12 protein-coding genes are annotated in these 15,492 nt (G+C 37.7%); 8 read left to right on the top strand and 4 right to left on the bottom strand.

The features are described 5' to 3' along the window. Positions 1 to 47: 47 nt before the first annotated feature. Together pyrE and pyrF are read right to left on the bottom strand one after the other, a co-directional pair. The gene (pyrE, locus tag H3R29_RS04310; RefSeq protein WP_198202127.1) at positions 48 to 683 is read right to left on the bottom strand and encodes an orotate phosphoribosyltransferase; all 636 of its coding nucleotides are present in this window, start codon (positions 681 to 683) and stop codon (positions 48 to 50) included. Beyond that, positions 683 to 1,390, bottom strand: a complete 708-nt coding sequence (pyrF, locus tag H3R29_RS04305; protein ID WP_198202128.1) for an orotidine-5'-phosphate decarboxylase — start codon at positions 1,388 to 1,390, stop codon at positions 683 to 685. The genes pyrE and pyrF overlap by 1 nt, the downstream gene beginning before the upstream one ends. 240 nt (positions 1,391 to 1,630) lie before the next feature. On the opposite strand from pyrF, the gene H3R29_RS04300 reads away from it, so the two are divergent. From H3R29_RS04300 to carB, 6 genes are all read left to right on the top strand, one after another. Next, a complete protein-coding gene (locus H3R29_RS04300; protein WP_198202129.1) occupies positions 1,631 to 2,554 on the top strand; it encodes a dihydroorotate dehydrogenase in 924 nt (307 codons plus the stop codon). A gap of 196 nt (positions 2,555 to 2,750) precedes the next feature. Further along, positions 2,751 to 3,293 carry a bifunctional pyr operon transcriptional regulator/uracil phosphoribosyltransferase PyrR gene (pyrR, locus tag H3R29_RS04295; protein ID WP_046325086.1) on the top strand — a complete coding sequence of 181 codons (543 nt, stop codon included), beginning with the start codon at positions 2,751 to 2,753 and terminating at the stop codon, positions 3,291 to 3,293. 144 nt (positions 3,294 to 3,437) lie between these two features. Next, positions 3,438 to 4,394, top strand: a complete 957-nt coding sequence (locus H3R29_RS04290) for an aspartate carbamoyltransferase catalytic subunit (RefSeq protein WP_187157577.1) — start codon at positions 3,438 to 3,440, stop codon at positions 4,392 to 4,394. Beyond that, on the top strand, positions 4,394 to 5,671 hold the full coding sequence (locus H3R29_RS04285) for a dihydroorotase (protein ID WP_198202130.1): 1,278 nt from the start codon (positions 4,394 to 4,396) through the stop codon (positions 5,669 to 5,671). Before H3R29_RS04290 ends, H3R29_RS04285 begins: the two co-directional genes overlap by 1 nt. Next, positions 5,668 to 6,753: a carbamoyl phosphate synthase small subunit gene (locus H3R29_RS04280; RefSeq protein WP_198202131.1), complete on the top strand. Its 1,086-nt coding sequence runs from the start codon at positions 5,668 to 5,670 to the stop codon at positions 6,751 to 6,753. The genes H3R29_RS04285 and H3R29_RS04280 overlap by 4 nt, the downstream gene beginning before the upstream one ends. Then, positions 6,746 to 9,928: a carbamoyl-phosphate synthase large subunit gene (carB, locus tag H3R29_RS04275; RefSeq protein ID WP_198202132.1), complete on the top strand. Its 3,183-nt coding sequence runs from the start codon at positions 6,746 to 6,748 to the stop codon at positions 9,926 to 9,928. Before H3R29_RS04280 ends, carB begins: the two co-directional genes overlap by 8 nt. Positions 9,929 to 10,005: 77 nt before the next feature. Here carB and H3R29_RS04270 read toward each other — a convergent pair whose 3' ends face one another. Both H3R29_RS04270 and H3R29_RS04265 read right to left on the bottom strand, forming a co-directional pair. Then, on the bottom strand, positions 10,006 to 12,405 hold the full coding sequence (locus H3R29_RS04270; protein ID WP_198202133.1) for a Xaa-Pro dipeptidyl-peptidase: 2,400 nt from the start codon (positions 12,403 to 12,405) through the stop codon (positions 10,006 to 10,008). A gap of 109 nt (positions 12,406 to 12,514) precedes the next feature. Then, complete coding sequence (locus H3R29_RS04265) at positions 12,515 to 12,871, bottom strand: Spx/MgsR family RNA polymerase-binding regulatory protein (protein WP_198202134.1); 357 nt, start codon at positions 12,869 to 12,871, stop codon at positions 12,515 to 12,517. A 135-nt stretch (positions 12,872 to 13,006) separates the two neighbouring features. On the opposite strand from H3R29_RS04265, the gene H3R29_RS04260 reads away from it, so the two are divergent. Together H3R29_RS04260 and H3R29_RS04255 are read left to right on the top strand one after the other, a co-directional pair. Next, positions 13,007 to 14,014 (top strand): LuxR C-terminal-related transcriptional regulator, encoded by a 1,008-nt coding sequence (locus H3R29_RS04260; RefSeq protein WP_174795499.1) that lies wholly within the window; start codon positions 13,007 to 13,009, stop codon positions 14,012 to 14,014. A 280-nt stretch (positions 14,015 to 14,294) separates the two neighbouring features. Beyond that, on the top strand, positions 14,295 to 15,485 hold the full coding sequence (locus tag H3R29_RS04255; RefSeq protein ID WP_046325080.1) for a nitrate/nitrite transporter: 1,191 nt from the start codon (positions 14,295 to 14,297) through the stop codon (positions 15,483 to 15,485). Positions 15,486 to 15,492: the final 7 nt, after the last annotated feature.

The following is a 15,492-nucleotide window of genomic DNA, read 5'->3' as shown; positions in this document are numbered from 1 at the left end:
CAAACTTAGCCAGTTTTTAATGCATGTTAAAATATTGAAACTACTTTTTACTGAAACTTTTCACCCCATGCCCAAGGGTCTTCATGCCAAGTTTTTAAAGCTTCATATTCTTTGGCATTTATATAATTCTTTTCTTTTTCTTTTTGCAGCAGTTCTGGGTATGTTAATAGCGGACTATAATCAACACCGGCTTGAGCAAAATTAGCTGTGGTATCCTTTAAATAATAGGTGAATATTGAGCTTACCCCGATCACATGACCACCCTCTTTTTCAGTGGCTTTCACTGCGTTAATAACTGATCCACCGGTAGTAATTAAATCATCAATTAGAACAATCCGATCATTTTCAGTAAAAAGACCTTCGATTTGCTTACCCTTACCGTGATCTTTGGGCTTTGGCCGTACATAAATCATTGGTAATTTTAATTTAGCAGCAACCCATGCAGCATGAGGAATGCCAGCCGTCGCAACCCCGCCAATGATACTTACATCTGGATACTTTTCTTTAATAAGAGCTGCTAAATCTGAGGCAATCCAGTCGCGTAAATCTGGATAAGAAACCGTTAATCTTAAATCTGTATAAACAGGTGATAGCATTCCACTTGCATAAGTGTATGGCTTGTTAGGGGATATTGTTATAATCTTTTTCTCAACTAATTTGTTGATGATTTGATCTTGATACATTATTCAAACTCCTTTTTAATTTCATGATATATTTGAGCAGGATTTTTTGCTTGGGTAATCGGACGACCAACTACAATTGCGCTGGAGCCAAATTCTTTGGCTTTCTGTGGAGTTGCAATCCGCTTTTGATCATCATTAGATTTATTAGTTAATCTAATTCCTGGTGTAACGTATAAAAAATCAGAGCCTATTTTCTTTCTCAGATTTTTCACTTCAAGCGGTGAGCAGATCACGCCATCAGCTCCGGCTTTTTTGGCGGTTTGGGCTAAGCTGACAACTTGTTCAGGCATGGACAAAGAACAATTTTGCTCAGTAGACAGGACTTTTGCAGTAATTGAAGTTAGTTCTGTTACTGCTAGTAACTTTGGCACTTCACTACCTTGGGCTGTGCCATCTTTTAAACCGTTCTTGGCGGCAGTGATCATTTCACTGCCCCCTAAAGCATGAATGGTTGTGCAGTAGACACCCAAATGCGCTATCTGTCTTGCAGCTTGGTATACCGTGTTTGGAATATCATGTAATTTAAGGTCTAAAAAAATGTGGTAACCTTGTTTTACAAGGCTGGTAACTAAACCTGCGCCATAATGATAGTAAAGTTCCATGCCGATTTTTAGGTACGTTTCCTCGGGCCGACCCAGATTTGCCAGTAACTTTTGCACTTCTTTTTGGTTATCATAGTCCAAGGCCACAAATACTGCTTTTTTCATTAAAAACCTCCACGAAAAAAAGCCTATTTTGGTACGAGAGTGCATCAAAATAGACTAGCTAAAATTTGAGTCATGTTTTCAACTTGCGGTCTCTCTGTACCGTTTAAAGTTTATCATCATTGAGATTACCATTTTTATTTAAAAAATACAACCAAATTTTATTTTAAAAGGTTAAAAAATTGTGTAAAATATAGCCAAAATAATTGTACTGACAGAGAGCTTACATTTTGGGAGGATAAAATGACCAATATTAGTGTTAAATTACCCGGTCTTAACTTAAAGAACCCGGTAATGCCGGCAAGTGGCACATTCGGATTTGGTGACGTACCAGCAGCAAAAAAATTTGACTTGAATGAGTTAGGGGCGTTAGTTATAAAAACTACTACCCCGAAATCTCGCTTAGGTAATCCGCAACCGCAGATTGCGGTTTTGGATAAGGGCGTTTTAAATTCGGTTGGACTGACTAATCCAGGAGTAGATAATGTTATTGGTAATAAATTACCGGCAATCAAAAAACAATTTCCCCAACTTCCTTTGATTGCCAGTGTCGGTGGTGAAAGTAAAGAAGGCTATATTGAAGTTGCGCAAAAACTATCGCAGTCCAAAATGGTTGATGCCCTGGAAATTAATGTATCTTGTCCTAATGTTGCTCAGGGTGGAATGACCTTTGGAGTTCATCCCGAATTAGTTGCGGAATTAACTGCTGCTATAAAACAGGTTGTTAACTTGCCTATTTTTGTCAAGTTAACACCAAATGTAACGGATATAACCGCAATTGCACAAGCTGCTGAAGCAGGCGGCGCGGATGGCTTATCACTGATCAATACGATAACCGGAATGCGCATTAACATTGAAACGCGTAAACCTCTTTTGGGAAATAATTATGGCGGTTATTCTGGTCCCGCTGTTAAACCAATTGCCTTATACCAGATTAATCAGGTAAGAAAAAATACCCAGTTGCCCATCATTGGTATGGGTGGCATTAGCTCAGCCGAAGATGTAGTGGAATTTATGCTGGCTGGTGCTAACGCAGTCGAAGTAGGTAGTGCGCATTTTAAAGACCCTTTGGCTTGCCCGCATATTGCACACCAATTGCCGCAGCTTTTAGAGAAACTCGGAGTCAAAGATATCAATGAACTGGTAGGACAGGTTGAATTCAATTAATAAACCCGACTTGTCAATATGCAGCTTTACTATTGACAACTATTGCTTTAGCAAGTATATTTAAATAGATGTCCTTTTAAGTTAGTCCCGAGAGGCTAGTAAGGAAAGCTCAATTAAGTATTGACTTTTACGAAACGCTTAGTCTCAGGCAGATTAAGTGTTTTTTTATGGGCAAAGCACTAGTAGGAGAATAAAGATGACAAAAGAAATTTGGGACGCATCTGCAATGAAAAGAGCGCTAACCAGAATTACTTATGAAATCATTGAGCGCAATAAAGGTACTGAGAATTTAGTTCTTATAGGAATTAAAACTCGTGGTGTTTATTTAGCTCAACGAATTCATGATCGAATTGAAAAGCTTGAAGGTGTTGATGTACCACTAGGTCAGCTTGATATTACCTTATATCGTGATGATCGTCATGATGCATCATTGAAGCTGGATCCTGTTGTTAACTCTAAAGAATTAGGTGTTGAAATTAGTAATAAGCACGTAATTTTAGTTGATGACGTGATTTTTACCGGTCGAACGATTAGAGCAGCTATGGATGCTTTGATGGACAAAGGCAGACCTAGTTCCATTGCTGTTGCTGCTTTGGTTGATCGCGGTCATCGTGAACTGCCAATTCGAGCAGACTTTGTTGGTAAAAATGTTCCAACTTCTTCACATGAAGAAATTGCAGTCCATGTAGAAGAAATTGATAATAAAGACAATGTAGAATTAAAACCATTGCCGCAATAAGAAATCAATTCAACCGTTTAATTGGCTCCAGAGAGGGTCAGAAGGGTTTGAGTTTATTTTGTTGAGTCATCGACTGAACTAGAGACCCTTTTGTAAACCTGGAGCTAAAAAGCTTCAGGTTTATTTTTGTGGAAAGAGTAAAAAATGAAAAATAGCAATTTTGTAACCTTAAAATCATTTGTCAGTGTCGAAAATTTAACTGTAGCAGAAGTAGGGGCGCTTATCGAGCGCGCAGAATATTTTAAAAATGGTGGGGCGCGCCCGCATTTAACTCAACCGGTTTATGTTACTAATATGTTTTTCGAAAATTCAAGTAGAACACATACCAGTTTTGAAATGGCGGAAAGAAAATTAGGTTTGACGGTCATTCCGTTTGATGCTGCTCATAGTTCAACCCAAAAGGGTGAAACTCTGTATGATACTTCTTTAATTATGGCAGCACTGGGAATTGACCTTGAGGTTATCAGACATTCGGAAAATGAATATTATGAGAAATTAATACATCCAAATAAAAACCAACACCTTAATATTGGTGTGATAAATGCTGGTGATGGTAGCGGTCAGCATCCTTCACAGTGTTTACTTGATATGATGACAATCCACGAACATTTTGGTCATTTTAAAGATCTCAAGGTAGCCATAGTAGGAGATATTACTAATTCAAGAGTAGCTAAAAGTAACATGGAACTTTTAACCAGGTTAGGAGCAAAGGTATATTTCTCAGGTCCTGATTATTGGTATGACAAACAATATGACAAATATGGTGAATATCTGCCGATAGATGAATTAGTTGCTCAAATGGATGTAATGATGTTGTTGCGGGTGCAGCATGAAAGACATGCAGGAGATCCTAACGAAGCCAAATTTGATGCTAAAAAATATCATGACAAATACGGAATTAATCAGAAACGCTATAACGCTATGAAAGATGATGCCATTATTATGCATCCAGGTCCAATTAACCATGATGTTGAGCTTAGTGGCAATTTGGTCGAAGCTCCAAAGTGTAGGTTCGTGCGTCAAATGGAAAATGGGGTCTTTATGAGAATGGCAATGATTGAAGCTGTTATGCGGGGACGCAATTTAGGAGGATTATCCTAATGGCAACAGTTATTAAAAATGGTTACATATACACTGGCGGAGAAATAGTCCATAGCGACCTTTTAATCAAAAATGGTGTGATTGCCGCAATTGGCAATAATTTAACAGCTGAAAAAGAGATTAATGCACAAGGAAAACTAGTTAGCCCTGGTTTAGTTGATGTTCACGTTCATTATCGAGATCCTGGCCAAACTGAAAAAGAAGACGTCCGAACTGGCTCATTGGCAGCAGCACATGGCGGTTTTACTACAGTCTGTACAATGCCTAATGTAGACCCCGTTCCTAATACTCCTGATTTAATGGCAAAAATGGTCCAGAATAATCACAAAGCTGGTTTAGTCCATATTTTGCAATACGCACCCATCACAGTTGATGAGGATAGTAAAGAAATTCCTGATTATGCTGGGTTAAAAAAGGCTGGTTGTGTTGCGCTAAGTAATGATGGTAAAGGAGTGCAGGATGCGCAAACTATGTTTTTGGCAATGCAAAAAGCTCGAAAAAATAATTTGCTGATAGCTGAGCACGCTCAGGATGATTCTCTTTTTAATCATGGCGTTATGAATGATGGGCCAACAGCGCGGCTACTTAAACAGGAGCCAATTACTGAGCTGGCAGAGACTACTCAAATTGCGCGTGATCTTTTATTGGCAGAAAAGACTGGGGTTCACTACCACGTTTGTCACGTTTCCACTAAAACAAGTGTTGAATTAATTAGAATTGCTAAAAGTCATGGTATTAATGTTACCTGTGAAGTGGCACCTCATCATCTTTTATTGGGGGAAGAAAATATTGGTAAAGATGATAGCAATTTCAAGATGAACCCACCTTTAAGAACCAGGGAAGATCAAAAAGCACTAATAGCGGGATTACTGGACGGTACGATTGACATGATTGCGACTGATCATGCACCACATACTGCAAAGGATAAACAAGGTGGCTTCAAAAATGCTGCGTTTGGTATTGTAGGCAGCGAAACAGCCTTTAGTGAGCTTTACACCAAATTTGTCAAAACTGGTACTTTCACATTACAGCAGTTATTAAATTGGTTGACAATCGCTCCAGCCAAGGCCTTTGGTCTTAAAAAGGCAGGAAGAATAGCAATAAATCAACCAGCTGATATTGCCATTTTTAATCTTGATCAAAAAGCAGCTATAAATAGTTCTGACTTCAAATCCAAAGCAAGAAACACTCCTTTTAATCAAGATTTAGTATTCGGTCAAACGGAATTAACAATGGTTGATGGCAAAATTGTTTTTCAAAGGGAGGAAAGTAAATGAGATATTTAATTTTGGAAGATGGCAGCATTTTTGCAGGTGAAGGTTTTGGCGGAGATCGGGTAACCAAAGGTGAAGTCGTTTTTACCACTGGTATGACCGGCTATCAAGAAGCAATCACGGACCAGTCTTATGCCGATCAAATTCTGGTATTTACAAACCCATTAATTGGTAATTATGGCATTACGCTAGCTGATTATGAATCACTTGAGCCGGGAATAAAAGGGGTGATTTGTCACCAAGTTGCGCGCTATCCCGACAACTGGCGCATGCAGACTACTCTGCCCGCTTTTCTTAAGAGCTTAAATATTCCGGGAATTCAGGGAATTGACACCAGAAAATTGGTTAAAAAACTGCGCGCGCACGGCACAATGAAGGGTCAAATCTGCGATTCTAAGGAAAATGCTGCTGCAATTGCTGCTGATTTAAGAGCAAATAAAATTACTGCAGGAGTAGTTAAGCGCGTTTCAACTGCAAAATCATATCCTGTGCCGGGTTCAAAACGTAATATTGTTGTTGTCGACTTTGGCTTGAAAAACAGTATTTTACGTGAACTTAGTAAGCGAGACTGCAATTGTATAGTTCTGCCTTACACGACTTCAGCTGCAAAAATTTTATCTTTGCAGCCAGATGGAGTGTTATTGTCAAATGGCCCCGGCGATCCACTTGAAATGAAGGATGCAGCTAAAATGGTGCAGGAAGTTGAGCAGAAAATACCACTCATGGGTATTTGTATGGGGCATCAGGTTTTTGCTTTAGCCAATGGTGCTAAAACTTATAAAATGAAATTCGGTCACCGCGGCTTTAATCATCCTGTACGTGAAATTGCTACTGGGAATATTGGATTTACCTCTCAAAATCATGGTTATGCTGTTAGTCGTGATTCAATTGATCCTGAAAATTTAATGGTAACTCATGTAGAAGTTAATGATGGGACCATTGAGGGTCTACGGCATAAAAAATATCCCGCTTTTTCAGTTCAATTTCACCCTGACAGTACCCCTGGTCCGCACGACGAGGAAGGGATTTTTGATTACTTTATGCAAATGATTGATCAAAGAAAGGACAATGAAAGTCATGCCTAAAAGAACTGATATAAAAAAGATAATGGTAATAGGTTCAGGTCCAATTATTATTGGTCAAGCAGCAGAATTCGATTATTCTGGAACACAAGCATGTTTGGCTTTACGTGAAGAAGGCTATGAAGTGGTTCTGGTTAATTCTAATCCTGCTACTATCATGACTGATACTACGATTGCTGACAAGGTTTATATTGAGCCGTTAACTGTTGAATCAGTTTCCCGCATTATTCGTAAGGAATATCCTGATGCAATATTGCCTACTTTAGGTGGTCAAGTTGGTTTGAATATGGCCTTATCGTTAGCTAAAAGCGGCATTCTAGACGAATTAAATATTGAACTGTTAGGAACAAAACTTGATTCAATTGAACAAGCCGAAGACAGAGAAAAATTCAAGGAACTTTGTCAAAAACTGGGTGAACCAGTTCCGCCTTCAACCAGTGTTAAAACAGTCCAAGAAGCTTTAGATTTCGGAGATAAGATTGGATATCCCATTATTGTCCGTCCCGCCTTCACTATGGGAGGAACCGGTGGTGGAATTTGTAATGATCGCGCTGAACTTGCAAAAATTGCCAAAAATGGCTTGGAACTGTCTCCGGTTACCGAATGTTTAATTGAACGGTCGATTGCTGGCTATAAAGAGATTGAATTTGAAGTAATGAGAGATCATGACGATAATGCCATGATTGTCTGCTGTATGGAAAACTTTGATCCTGTCGGTATTCATACCGGGGATTCAATTGTTTTCTCACCATCACAGACATTATCTGACAAAGAATATCAGATGTTGCGTGATTGCTCCTTAAAGCTTATTCGGGCACTAAAGATTGAGGGCGGCTGCAATGTTCAATTGGCCTTAGATCCAAATAGTTTTAACTATGATGTCATTGAAGTTAACCCCAGAGTTTCACGTTCTTCTGCCTTGGCTTCTAAAGCTACTGGCTATCCGATTGCCAAGATGGCAGCCAAAATTGCTGTGGGTCTGACTTTAGATGAAATTAAAAACCCAGTCACTGGTACTACTTTTGCAGAGTTTGAACCAGCATTGGACTATGTTGTCTGCAAGATACCACGCTGGCCTTTTGATAAATTTGCCAAAGCTAATCGCGAACTGGGTACACAGATGAAAGCGACTGGGGAAGTGATGGCGATAGGGAGAACAGCTGAAGAAGCCTTTCAAAAAGCCGTTCGTTCCCTTGAAATCGATCAAAAAGATTTTTATTCAGTTGAAGCCCATAAAGCCAGTGATGAAGACCTCGAAAATAAACTGGTTAGAGCGCAGGATGATCGTCTTTTCTACTTAGCTGAAGCCTTCCGGCGGGGTTATTCAATGTCGGACTTGCATGAATTAACTAAAATTAATTTTTACTTTTTAGATATTGTTAAGCATATTGTCGATTTAGAAAAAGATATTGCCGCAAATCCTGATGATCTAGAGGTCCTTAAAAATGCTAAAAAGTATGGCTTTAGTGATCATACAGTCGCTAATTTGTGGCATGAAGATGAAGACAAAGTAAGAACTTTGCGCAAGCAAAATCATTTGCTGCCAGTATATAAAATGGTGGACACTTGTGCAGGTGAATTTGTTTCTCAAACTCCTTATTTTTATTCTACTTATGATACCGAAAATGAGAGTCAGAAAACTTCCAAGAAGTCAGTGTTGGTAGTTGGTTCAGGTCCAATTCGCATTGGCCAGGGTGTAGAATTTGATTATGCCACAGTTCACTGCGTTAAAGCCTTGCAAAAGATGGGCTATGAAGCTATTGTCATTAATTCAAATCCCGAAACTGTTTCAACTGATTTTTCCGTTTCTGACAAATTATATTTTGAGCCTTTAACTTTAGAAGATGTGTTAAATGTTTGTGATTTAGAGCAACCAGAAGGTGTAATTATTCAGTTTGGTGGTCAAACCTCGATCAATCTGGCAGCTGGTCTGGAAAAACATGGTATCAAGATTTTAGGTACTAGCGTAGAGGATCTTAATCGAGCAGAAGATCGAGAATTATTTGATCAAGTAGTAAAAGAATTAGGCTTAAAGCAGCCACAAGGAATAACCACTACCACACATGCTGGCGTTATTAAAGCAGCTGAGAAGCTGGGCTACCCAGTTTTAGTCAGACCAAGTTATGTATTAGGTGGAAAGGCAATGGAAATTGTTTACAATCAACCTGAACTTGAAGACTACTTGCACAACCATGTTGACATTGCCAGCAGTCATCCAATTTTGGTAGATGATTACCTCGATGGTCGAGAGTGTGATGTTGATGCTATTTGTGACGGAGAAGAAGTACTTATTCCTGGAATAATGGAGCATATTGAACATGCAGGCGTTCACTCTGGAGATTCTATGGCCGTCTATCCAGCCCAAACATTTTCACCTGCCATTAAGCAAAAAATCGCTGACATTACCAAAAAACTGGCTTTAAAGCTTAATTGCCGTGGAATAATGAATTTGCAGTTAATTGAGCGCGGTGGAGAAATTTATATTATTGAAGTTAATCCCCGTGCCAGTCGTACGGTCCCGTTTTTAAGTAAAATTACCAGTATTGAAATGGCTCAGGTTGCTACTCGGGTAATTATGGGTGAAAGTCTAAAGGAGCAAGGCTATAAAGATGGTCTGGCACCAGAAACAAAAATGATTAGTGTTAAAGCACCAGTCTTCTCGTTTAGTAAACTTTCAGATGTTGATAGCTACTTGGGGCCGGAAATGAAATCAACTGGCGAAGTCATGGGCAGCGACTTGAGTTTTCCAAAAGCACTTTATAAGGCTTTTTCCGGAGCCAACATGCAAATACCAGACAGTGGCAACATTTTGTTAACCATTGAAGACCGCGATAAACAGGAAATATTACCAATTGCTCAAAGATTTGCCCAAATTGGTTATCGTATTTTTGCTACCAGTGGTACAGCAAGCTTTTTAAAGCAAAACCATTTACCTATTACTCTGGTTGATAAGATTCATCAGCACAGTGAGACTAATATTTTAAATGAGTTTAAAAATGGGAAAATTGATTTGGTTATAAACACTATGGGACATGATTTGGCGAAAACTTCTGACGGCTTTATTATTCGTCAAGCTGCCATCCAGCAAAATATTCCTTTAATTACTAGTTTGGACACTGCCCGTGCACTTCTTACTGCCTTAGAAAACCGCTCGTTTTCTACAATAAGCATAAAATAAAATTTAATAAGCAAAAGAGCAACTGCGTAAACAACAGTTGCTCTTTTTGTACTTAAAAAGGTGCGTGCAGATAAATTTTATTTAATACTAAATTTAATAGCAGTTTCAGACAGATCTATTGTATAAGTAGTATTTTCAAGGGGTCTCTTGGTCATTCCCTGATCGGTTGAATAAATAATTAAGCAAAGTTTGCTGCCAACAGGCATTGTGTAGTATGTTGGCTGCAGCTTAAATTGTAAGTCGTAAAATTCACCGACTTTAATACTACTTGGCTTTTTCATATCCGCGTAATTTTGCAAATTCATATGAGCCTTGGTAATTAATTTAGCATGAGTCAGCTTATCTGGCATAAATTCTTGCAGGGAGTCTAATTGAAAATGAAAGCCTAATTCTTGGCCTCCTGGCATTAAGATTCTGGGAGTAGCTGTCAACCGTTTACGATCGCCGATTTCGACTAAAGCTACAGAAATTTGACCTCTGTTAAGACTGGATGCTACCCGCATTCTTATTTCTGGTCGACCAACTATTGTTACTGGATGAATAAATTCATCGGTCGTGAAGCGCAAACTTGTTTGAGCCCATTTCTTGTTGCCACAAATAAACTGGTATTGCCAGTCATTTTCTGAAATTTTGGTTTTTTTAAATTCGGTTCCGCCTACATCTGTGAAGGAAACTCTTTTTTCGCTACTTGTGTCCTTTGCTAATTCATTGTCATCAGCTGGGAAATAAACTGTTTCTTTTCCGCTGTCATTGCTCCAATCCTCTTCTTCATGCCACTTATCTGCTTTTAGATTGTCCTGAACTAAGACAGTTGGCCATTGCTGATATGCGTTGTTTTCAATACCTAAGAGTTCATGAACCAGCCACAAATTCATCAGGTCGGTAAAATCAATTGAAACTAAATTGTTCATGTTATAGTGGGGACCTTGATGCAAGAAAAGATGATGTTCTACAGGAAGATTTTTGACTTTTTGCCAAATTTTGTAAACATTTTTCGGCTTGACATTCCAATCATTGAGACCGTGGACACTAATCCAGGAACACTTAATATTATTGGTATGATGACGATAATTGCGTTTTTCCCAGAAATCAGAATACTGGCCGGTTTTACGATCAGCTTTGTCTAATAAAATCTTTTGCATTGCGTCAAATTTAGGTTTGATCTTTAAGTAGTCTCCTGCATCCCATAAGTTGGACTGACAAGTTTCTGCCAGCATGTCTAGGTCTTCTCCTTGACATTCTTCTGGCGCTATTACTAATCCATGCTCACGGTAATAATCATACCAGGAAGAAATGGCAGCTTCAGAAATAACCGTTTTTAAGCCGGCAACACCAGTAGTTGCAATAGCTATTTGCAAGGTTCCTAAATAAGACCGTCCTGTCATCCCAATCTTTTTGTTGCACCAGGTAGCTTTGGTTTCATGTTGTCTAGATCTATCAGTGTAAGCAATTCTGTCTCCATGTAACCATTCAATTATTTCTTTTGCACTTTCGGTTTCTTCCGGAGCACCGGTAATTCTGAGGCCATCACTGCCGCGGGTACCAATAGCGCCAGCAAAGACGCTGGCGAAGCCGCGAGCTAACATGTATTCGTTTAAGCCATAGGAAGATTTACCAACGGCTTGTTCGACTGGCTTATAAGACACAGTATCATTGTTTGGCTTTTGAGCTTTAACAATAGTAGCAGCTTGATATTGCGGATTTTCCCATTCAGTCGCATCACTCAAATTCTCGTCAACGTTATGGTTACGCTTTTCATTATCAATGATACCGCCAAAATAGGGACTAGCTGTATATAATGCTGGTACCGGCATATTTTCACTTTCAACTGGTCGAAAAATGGTTGTTTGCAAGAGATCGCTCTTGCCGTCGCCATCAGTGTCAAGGTCACTTTCAACGTAAACTACTTCTCTGATTATTTTGCTGGTATCAAAAACTGGCATACTTTTGCCATTAAAATAGAGAAACTTATTTTTGGTAAATTGGTTTTTGCGGTTATAAAAATAGCCTTCACCCGCCATCACATCAATTAAAAGTTGTCCGTTTTTAGCACGAGTATTTAGTAAACGATAAAAGGCGCGGATGAGTGCTTGCTTATCATTAATATCTGCAATATAGGGCAACGCCTGCTTTTTCATGAATTTTAGAGGATCTGCCAGTTGATAATCGTACCCAACGTGGTACCCTAAAAGTTGCAAGGCCACGTTATAGAATTGGGGAGACAGTATTTTTACCGGATTGCCGTCTAAAAATTGCTTGAGTGTTTGTGTTTCTGATACAGCAAACTCGGCTAATTTTGCCTTTCGTGCACCCGCATCATTGGGGTCGACTACTGCCACTGCATTTGCTGTGAGTTCAGCTAGCAGATCAGCAAAAGAAAGCTTTTCATAATCGGCTGGTAAAAATTTAATTTGTTGCAATTCTTTAACTTCTGTTTGGTAATCAGTTTTGACATAAGCGTATTGATTGTATTTCATAAAATTCTCCTTTTTGTATTATTTTACCTGTTATTAAGATCATTAGAAAGCCAGTTATTAAAATAAAAAAGAAAGAAGGTTTTAAAAAATCTTCTTCCTCTAATGTAAATCATAGCCAAACTTCTTGGTAGGTCTTTTCATTAAAACCGCAGGTCAGTTTTTCACCTTCAACCACCAATGGTCGTTTAATCAATTTACCATTTTTGGACATCATCTCTGCTGCTGCGGCAATTGACATAGCAGCTACCTGATCTTTGAGATGCAGTTTGCGGTAGTCTTGGCCGTGAGTGTTGAAAAAATACTTTAACCCGCGATCCTGATGTTGGGTAAGCCAATTAATTAAGTCAGCTTTCTCGGGTGGTTGCTCTACCAAATCCTGAAAATCAAATTTAACATTGTGCTCTGTTAACCATTTTTGAGCTGCTCTTGAAGTTGAGCAGCGCTTATAACCGTAAAATTTTATCATTTTCATGCTCTCCTTTGCTTAAATTATAGCAATGATAGAAAGCAAAAATACAATAATAAAAACATTTTTATAATTTAGGATGTATTATGTTAAACTCAGTGTATAGTTTTGAAATAAAATTTGGGAGTTGCAATTTTGCAAGAAATATTTGTTTATATTTATAATATTGCCTTTTTAGTTCTTTATTTATGGGTAATAAATGTTTCAGAATATGCTTATAAAACCACTAATAATAGTATTTTTTACTATGTGGGCCTGCTTTATGTAACGTTAATAATTGACAGTACGATAGCTTTTTCATCAGATCTGCTAAAAGTCACTAATAGTAATTACCAGATTGATACCAAAGCCTTTTATTTAATTAGAATTTTAGCATTTATAATAGGGGGAATTTGTTATGTTAAATTGATGTCCAGCATGATAAATAAGAAACCCAAAATTTTATACTATATACCTATTTTTGCTGTGTCCTTGTTAAATGTCGCTTTTGTGTTAAATTCTTATAGTGAACAAAATGCGGGAGTTCTCCAAAGGAGTACCCAGGATGCTAGTATTTTATTTCTTTGCATAATTTATTTTTGTAACACTTTTAAATCAGATTCTAAAGGAAAAAATAGCAAGAAAAAATATTACGATCGTGCTGTAATATTAACTGCTATTTTTATGACGTTGTCATGCTTAGAAGGAATCTTATTTTTATTTTTGAACGATTTAAATCAAAATAGTTTTGTCATTTTAACCAGTTATATGAGAGTTATCGGTTTTAATGAAGATCTTTTTTCAATTATCCTGTCTTTATTAATTATTTGGTTTGCTAAAAGGGAAGAGGAAGAAGCAAATAAAAATAACTTAGAAATTTTAGTGCAGCAAAAAATGAATCAATATCAATCTATGCTTCACGAAAAGGAGAATGCTAGCGAAGAAAGTCAAGTTGTTGAATTCTGTAATTATTACAATATGACAAAAAGAGAATCAGAAATATTAAGGCTAGTCTTAAAAGGTAAGAAGAATCAGGAAATAGCTGATGAATTGTATATTTCTGTAGGAACGGTGAAAACACATATATACAGTATTTATAAAAAATTAGCTGTTGATCGCCGCAGTCAGTTAATGCATGTTTTTATGGAATATAAAGAAAAATAAGCTAAAAATAATTGGCTAAATCTCAAGTTAAGCAAAGAGACTGGGAAATCATGTTACTGGTGTGTGATTTTTCAGTCTTTTTTAGTTTTCCCAATCATTTAAAGCACCGTTTTTAGTCTTTTTGGCATCTACTACTAAAGTTTAGTTTTAAAAAATACTTAGTTGCAGCACATTTTACGCCTAAAATACAACGAAAGTTGATTGTAACTTTACTCTTTTTTGATTAACTTGATCCATGAATTAATCCATAAATGGATCAAACAGAAAAGGAGAAAAAGTTATGGAGAAACAAAAATTACCTGCTTATCGCTGGGTGATTCTAACAATTGTTAGTTTGTTGTGTTTTATTGCTAATTATATTCAGTTTCAGGTTTCGGCGTTGGCCACAGTAATTATGCCTCAATTACATATTACGACTGCTGAGTTTTCGGCTCTCTTAATGGCGCCAATGCTAGTAGCCGTTGTGCTTAGTATTCCGGCTGGATCTTTAGGAGATAAATTTGGCTCTAAAAAGGTAATATCAGTGGGTTGTATTTTATCCATCATAGGTGCATTTGGCCGGTTTATTGCAGCGAATTTTGCCATGATGATGATAATGCTCTTATTATGCGGTATTTTTATTTCACTTTTAAATGCCAACTTAATTAAAGTTTTGGGTACCTGGTTTAAGCAGGATACAGATGCTGCCATGGGTGTATTCTACGCAGCTTCATGCTTGGGAATAACTTTGGCTCAAATCACTAGTTCATGGTTTCCGTCTGTTAATGCCGCTTACATGTTTTCATCTGTTTCATTATTAGTCTTAACTATTTGCTGGATAGTTTTTGTTCGTGATACTCCTAAAGGTGAATCATTACCGCCAGCAGAACCGACAATGAAATATTTAAAAGTTGCTATTAAAAGTAAAAATACCTGGATTGTCTCAATTTGTGCTGGCTTAGGAATCGCCTCAACAACTGCTTATGCTGGTTTTTTACCGCAGGCGCTTAATTTAGGTCAACATATTAATAATTCAACAGCCGGAATTATGTCTTCTGTAGTTACTGTCGGTAGTTTCTTTGGCTCTTTAATTGGTCCAGCTTGGTGCAACAAGCTTGGTCGTTACAAGATGTTTTTGACCGTAACGACATTAATTGGTGCGATCGTAATGTACTTTACCTGGTATACACCAGCTGGTTTCTTTTTATGGGCCATGTTAGTAATTAATGGTTTCTTTACTGCAATTAGTGGACCAATAGTTCAAGCTATGCCAATACAATTTCCAGAAATAGGAGAGAAATATTCTGGTAGTGCTGGCGGAATAGTTGGTACAGTTTCAATGCTGATATCATATTTTATTCCAATCATTGTATCTAAGATTGCTGGAAACGACTACGCTAAGAATCTGGGAATTGAGTCATTAATTTTTGGATTATCGATACTATGTATATTGGCGTTGCCTGAAGTTGGTAGTAAAGCAAAAAATAAATAGAAAGGCA

The sequence above is a fragment of the Lactobacillus sp. M0393 genome, from assembly GCF_016102025.1.
GTDB classification, from domain to species: Bacteria; Bacillota; Bacilli; order Lactobacillales; family Lactobacillaceae; genus Lactobacillus; species Lactobacillus melliventris.
This window is presented reverse-complemented; position numbering and strand designations above follow the sequence as displayed.

What these genes read in the sequence shown, in the direction of transcription:
- pyrE (WP_198202127.1), bottom strand. Translation starts at nt 683, where the DNA reads ATGTATCAAGATCAAATCATCAACAAATTAGTTGAGAAAAAGATTATA.
- pyrF (WP_198202128.1), bottom strand. Translation starts at nt 1,390, where the DNA reads ATGAAAAAAGCAGTATTTGTGGCCTTGGACTATGATAACCAAAAAGAA.
- H3R29_RS04300 (WP_198202129.1), top strand. Translation starts at nt 1,631, where the DNA reads ATGACCAATATTAGTGTTAAATTACCCGGTCTTAACTTAAAGAACCCG.
- pyrR (WP_046325086.1), top strand. Translation starts at nt 2,751, where the DNA reads ATGACAAAAGAAATTTGGGACGCATCTGCAATGAAAAGAGCGCTAACC.
- H3R29_RS04290 (WP_187157577.1), top strand. Translation starts at nt 3,438, where the DNA reads ATGAAAAATAGCAATTTTGTAACCTTAAAATCATTTGTCAGTGTCGAA.
- H3R29_RS04285 (WP_198202130.1), top strand. Translation starts at nt 4,394, where the DNA reads ATGGCAACAGTTATTAAAAATGGTTACATATACACTGGCGGAGAAATA.
- H3R29_RS04280 (WP_198202131.1), top strand. Translation starts at nt 5,668, where the DNA reads ATGAGATATTTAATTTTGGAAGATGGCAGCATTTTTGCAGGTGAAGGT.
- carB (WP_198202132.1), top strand. Translation starts at nt 6,746, where the DNA reads ATGCCTAAAAGAACTGATATAAAAAAGATAATGGTAATAGGTTCAGGT.
- H3R29_RS04270 (WP_198202133.1), bottom strand. Translation starts at nt 12,405, where the DNA reads ATGAAATACAATCAATACGCTTATGTCAAAACTGATTACCAAACAGAA.
- H3R29_RS04265 (WP_198202134.1), bottom strand. Translation starts at nt 12,871, where the DNA reads ATGATAAAATTTTACGGTTATAAGCGCTGCTCAACTTCAAGAGCAGCT.
- H3R29_RS04255 (WP_046325080.1), top strand. Translation starts at nt 14,295, where the DNA reads ATGGAGAAACAAAAATTACCTGCTTATCGCTGGGTGATTCTAACAATT.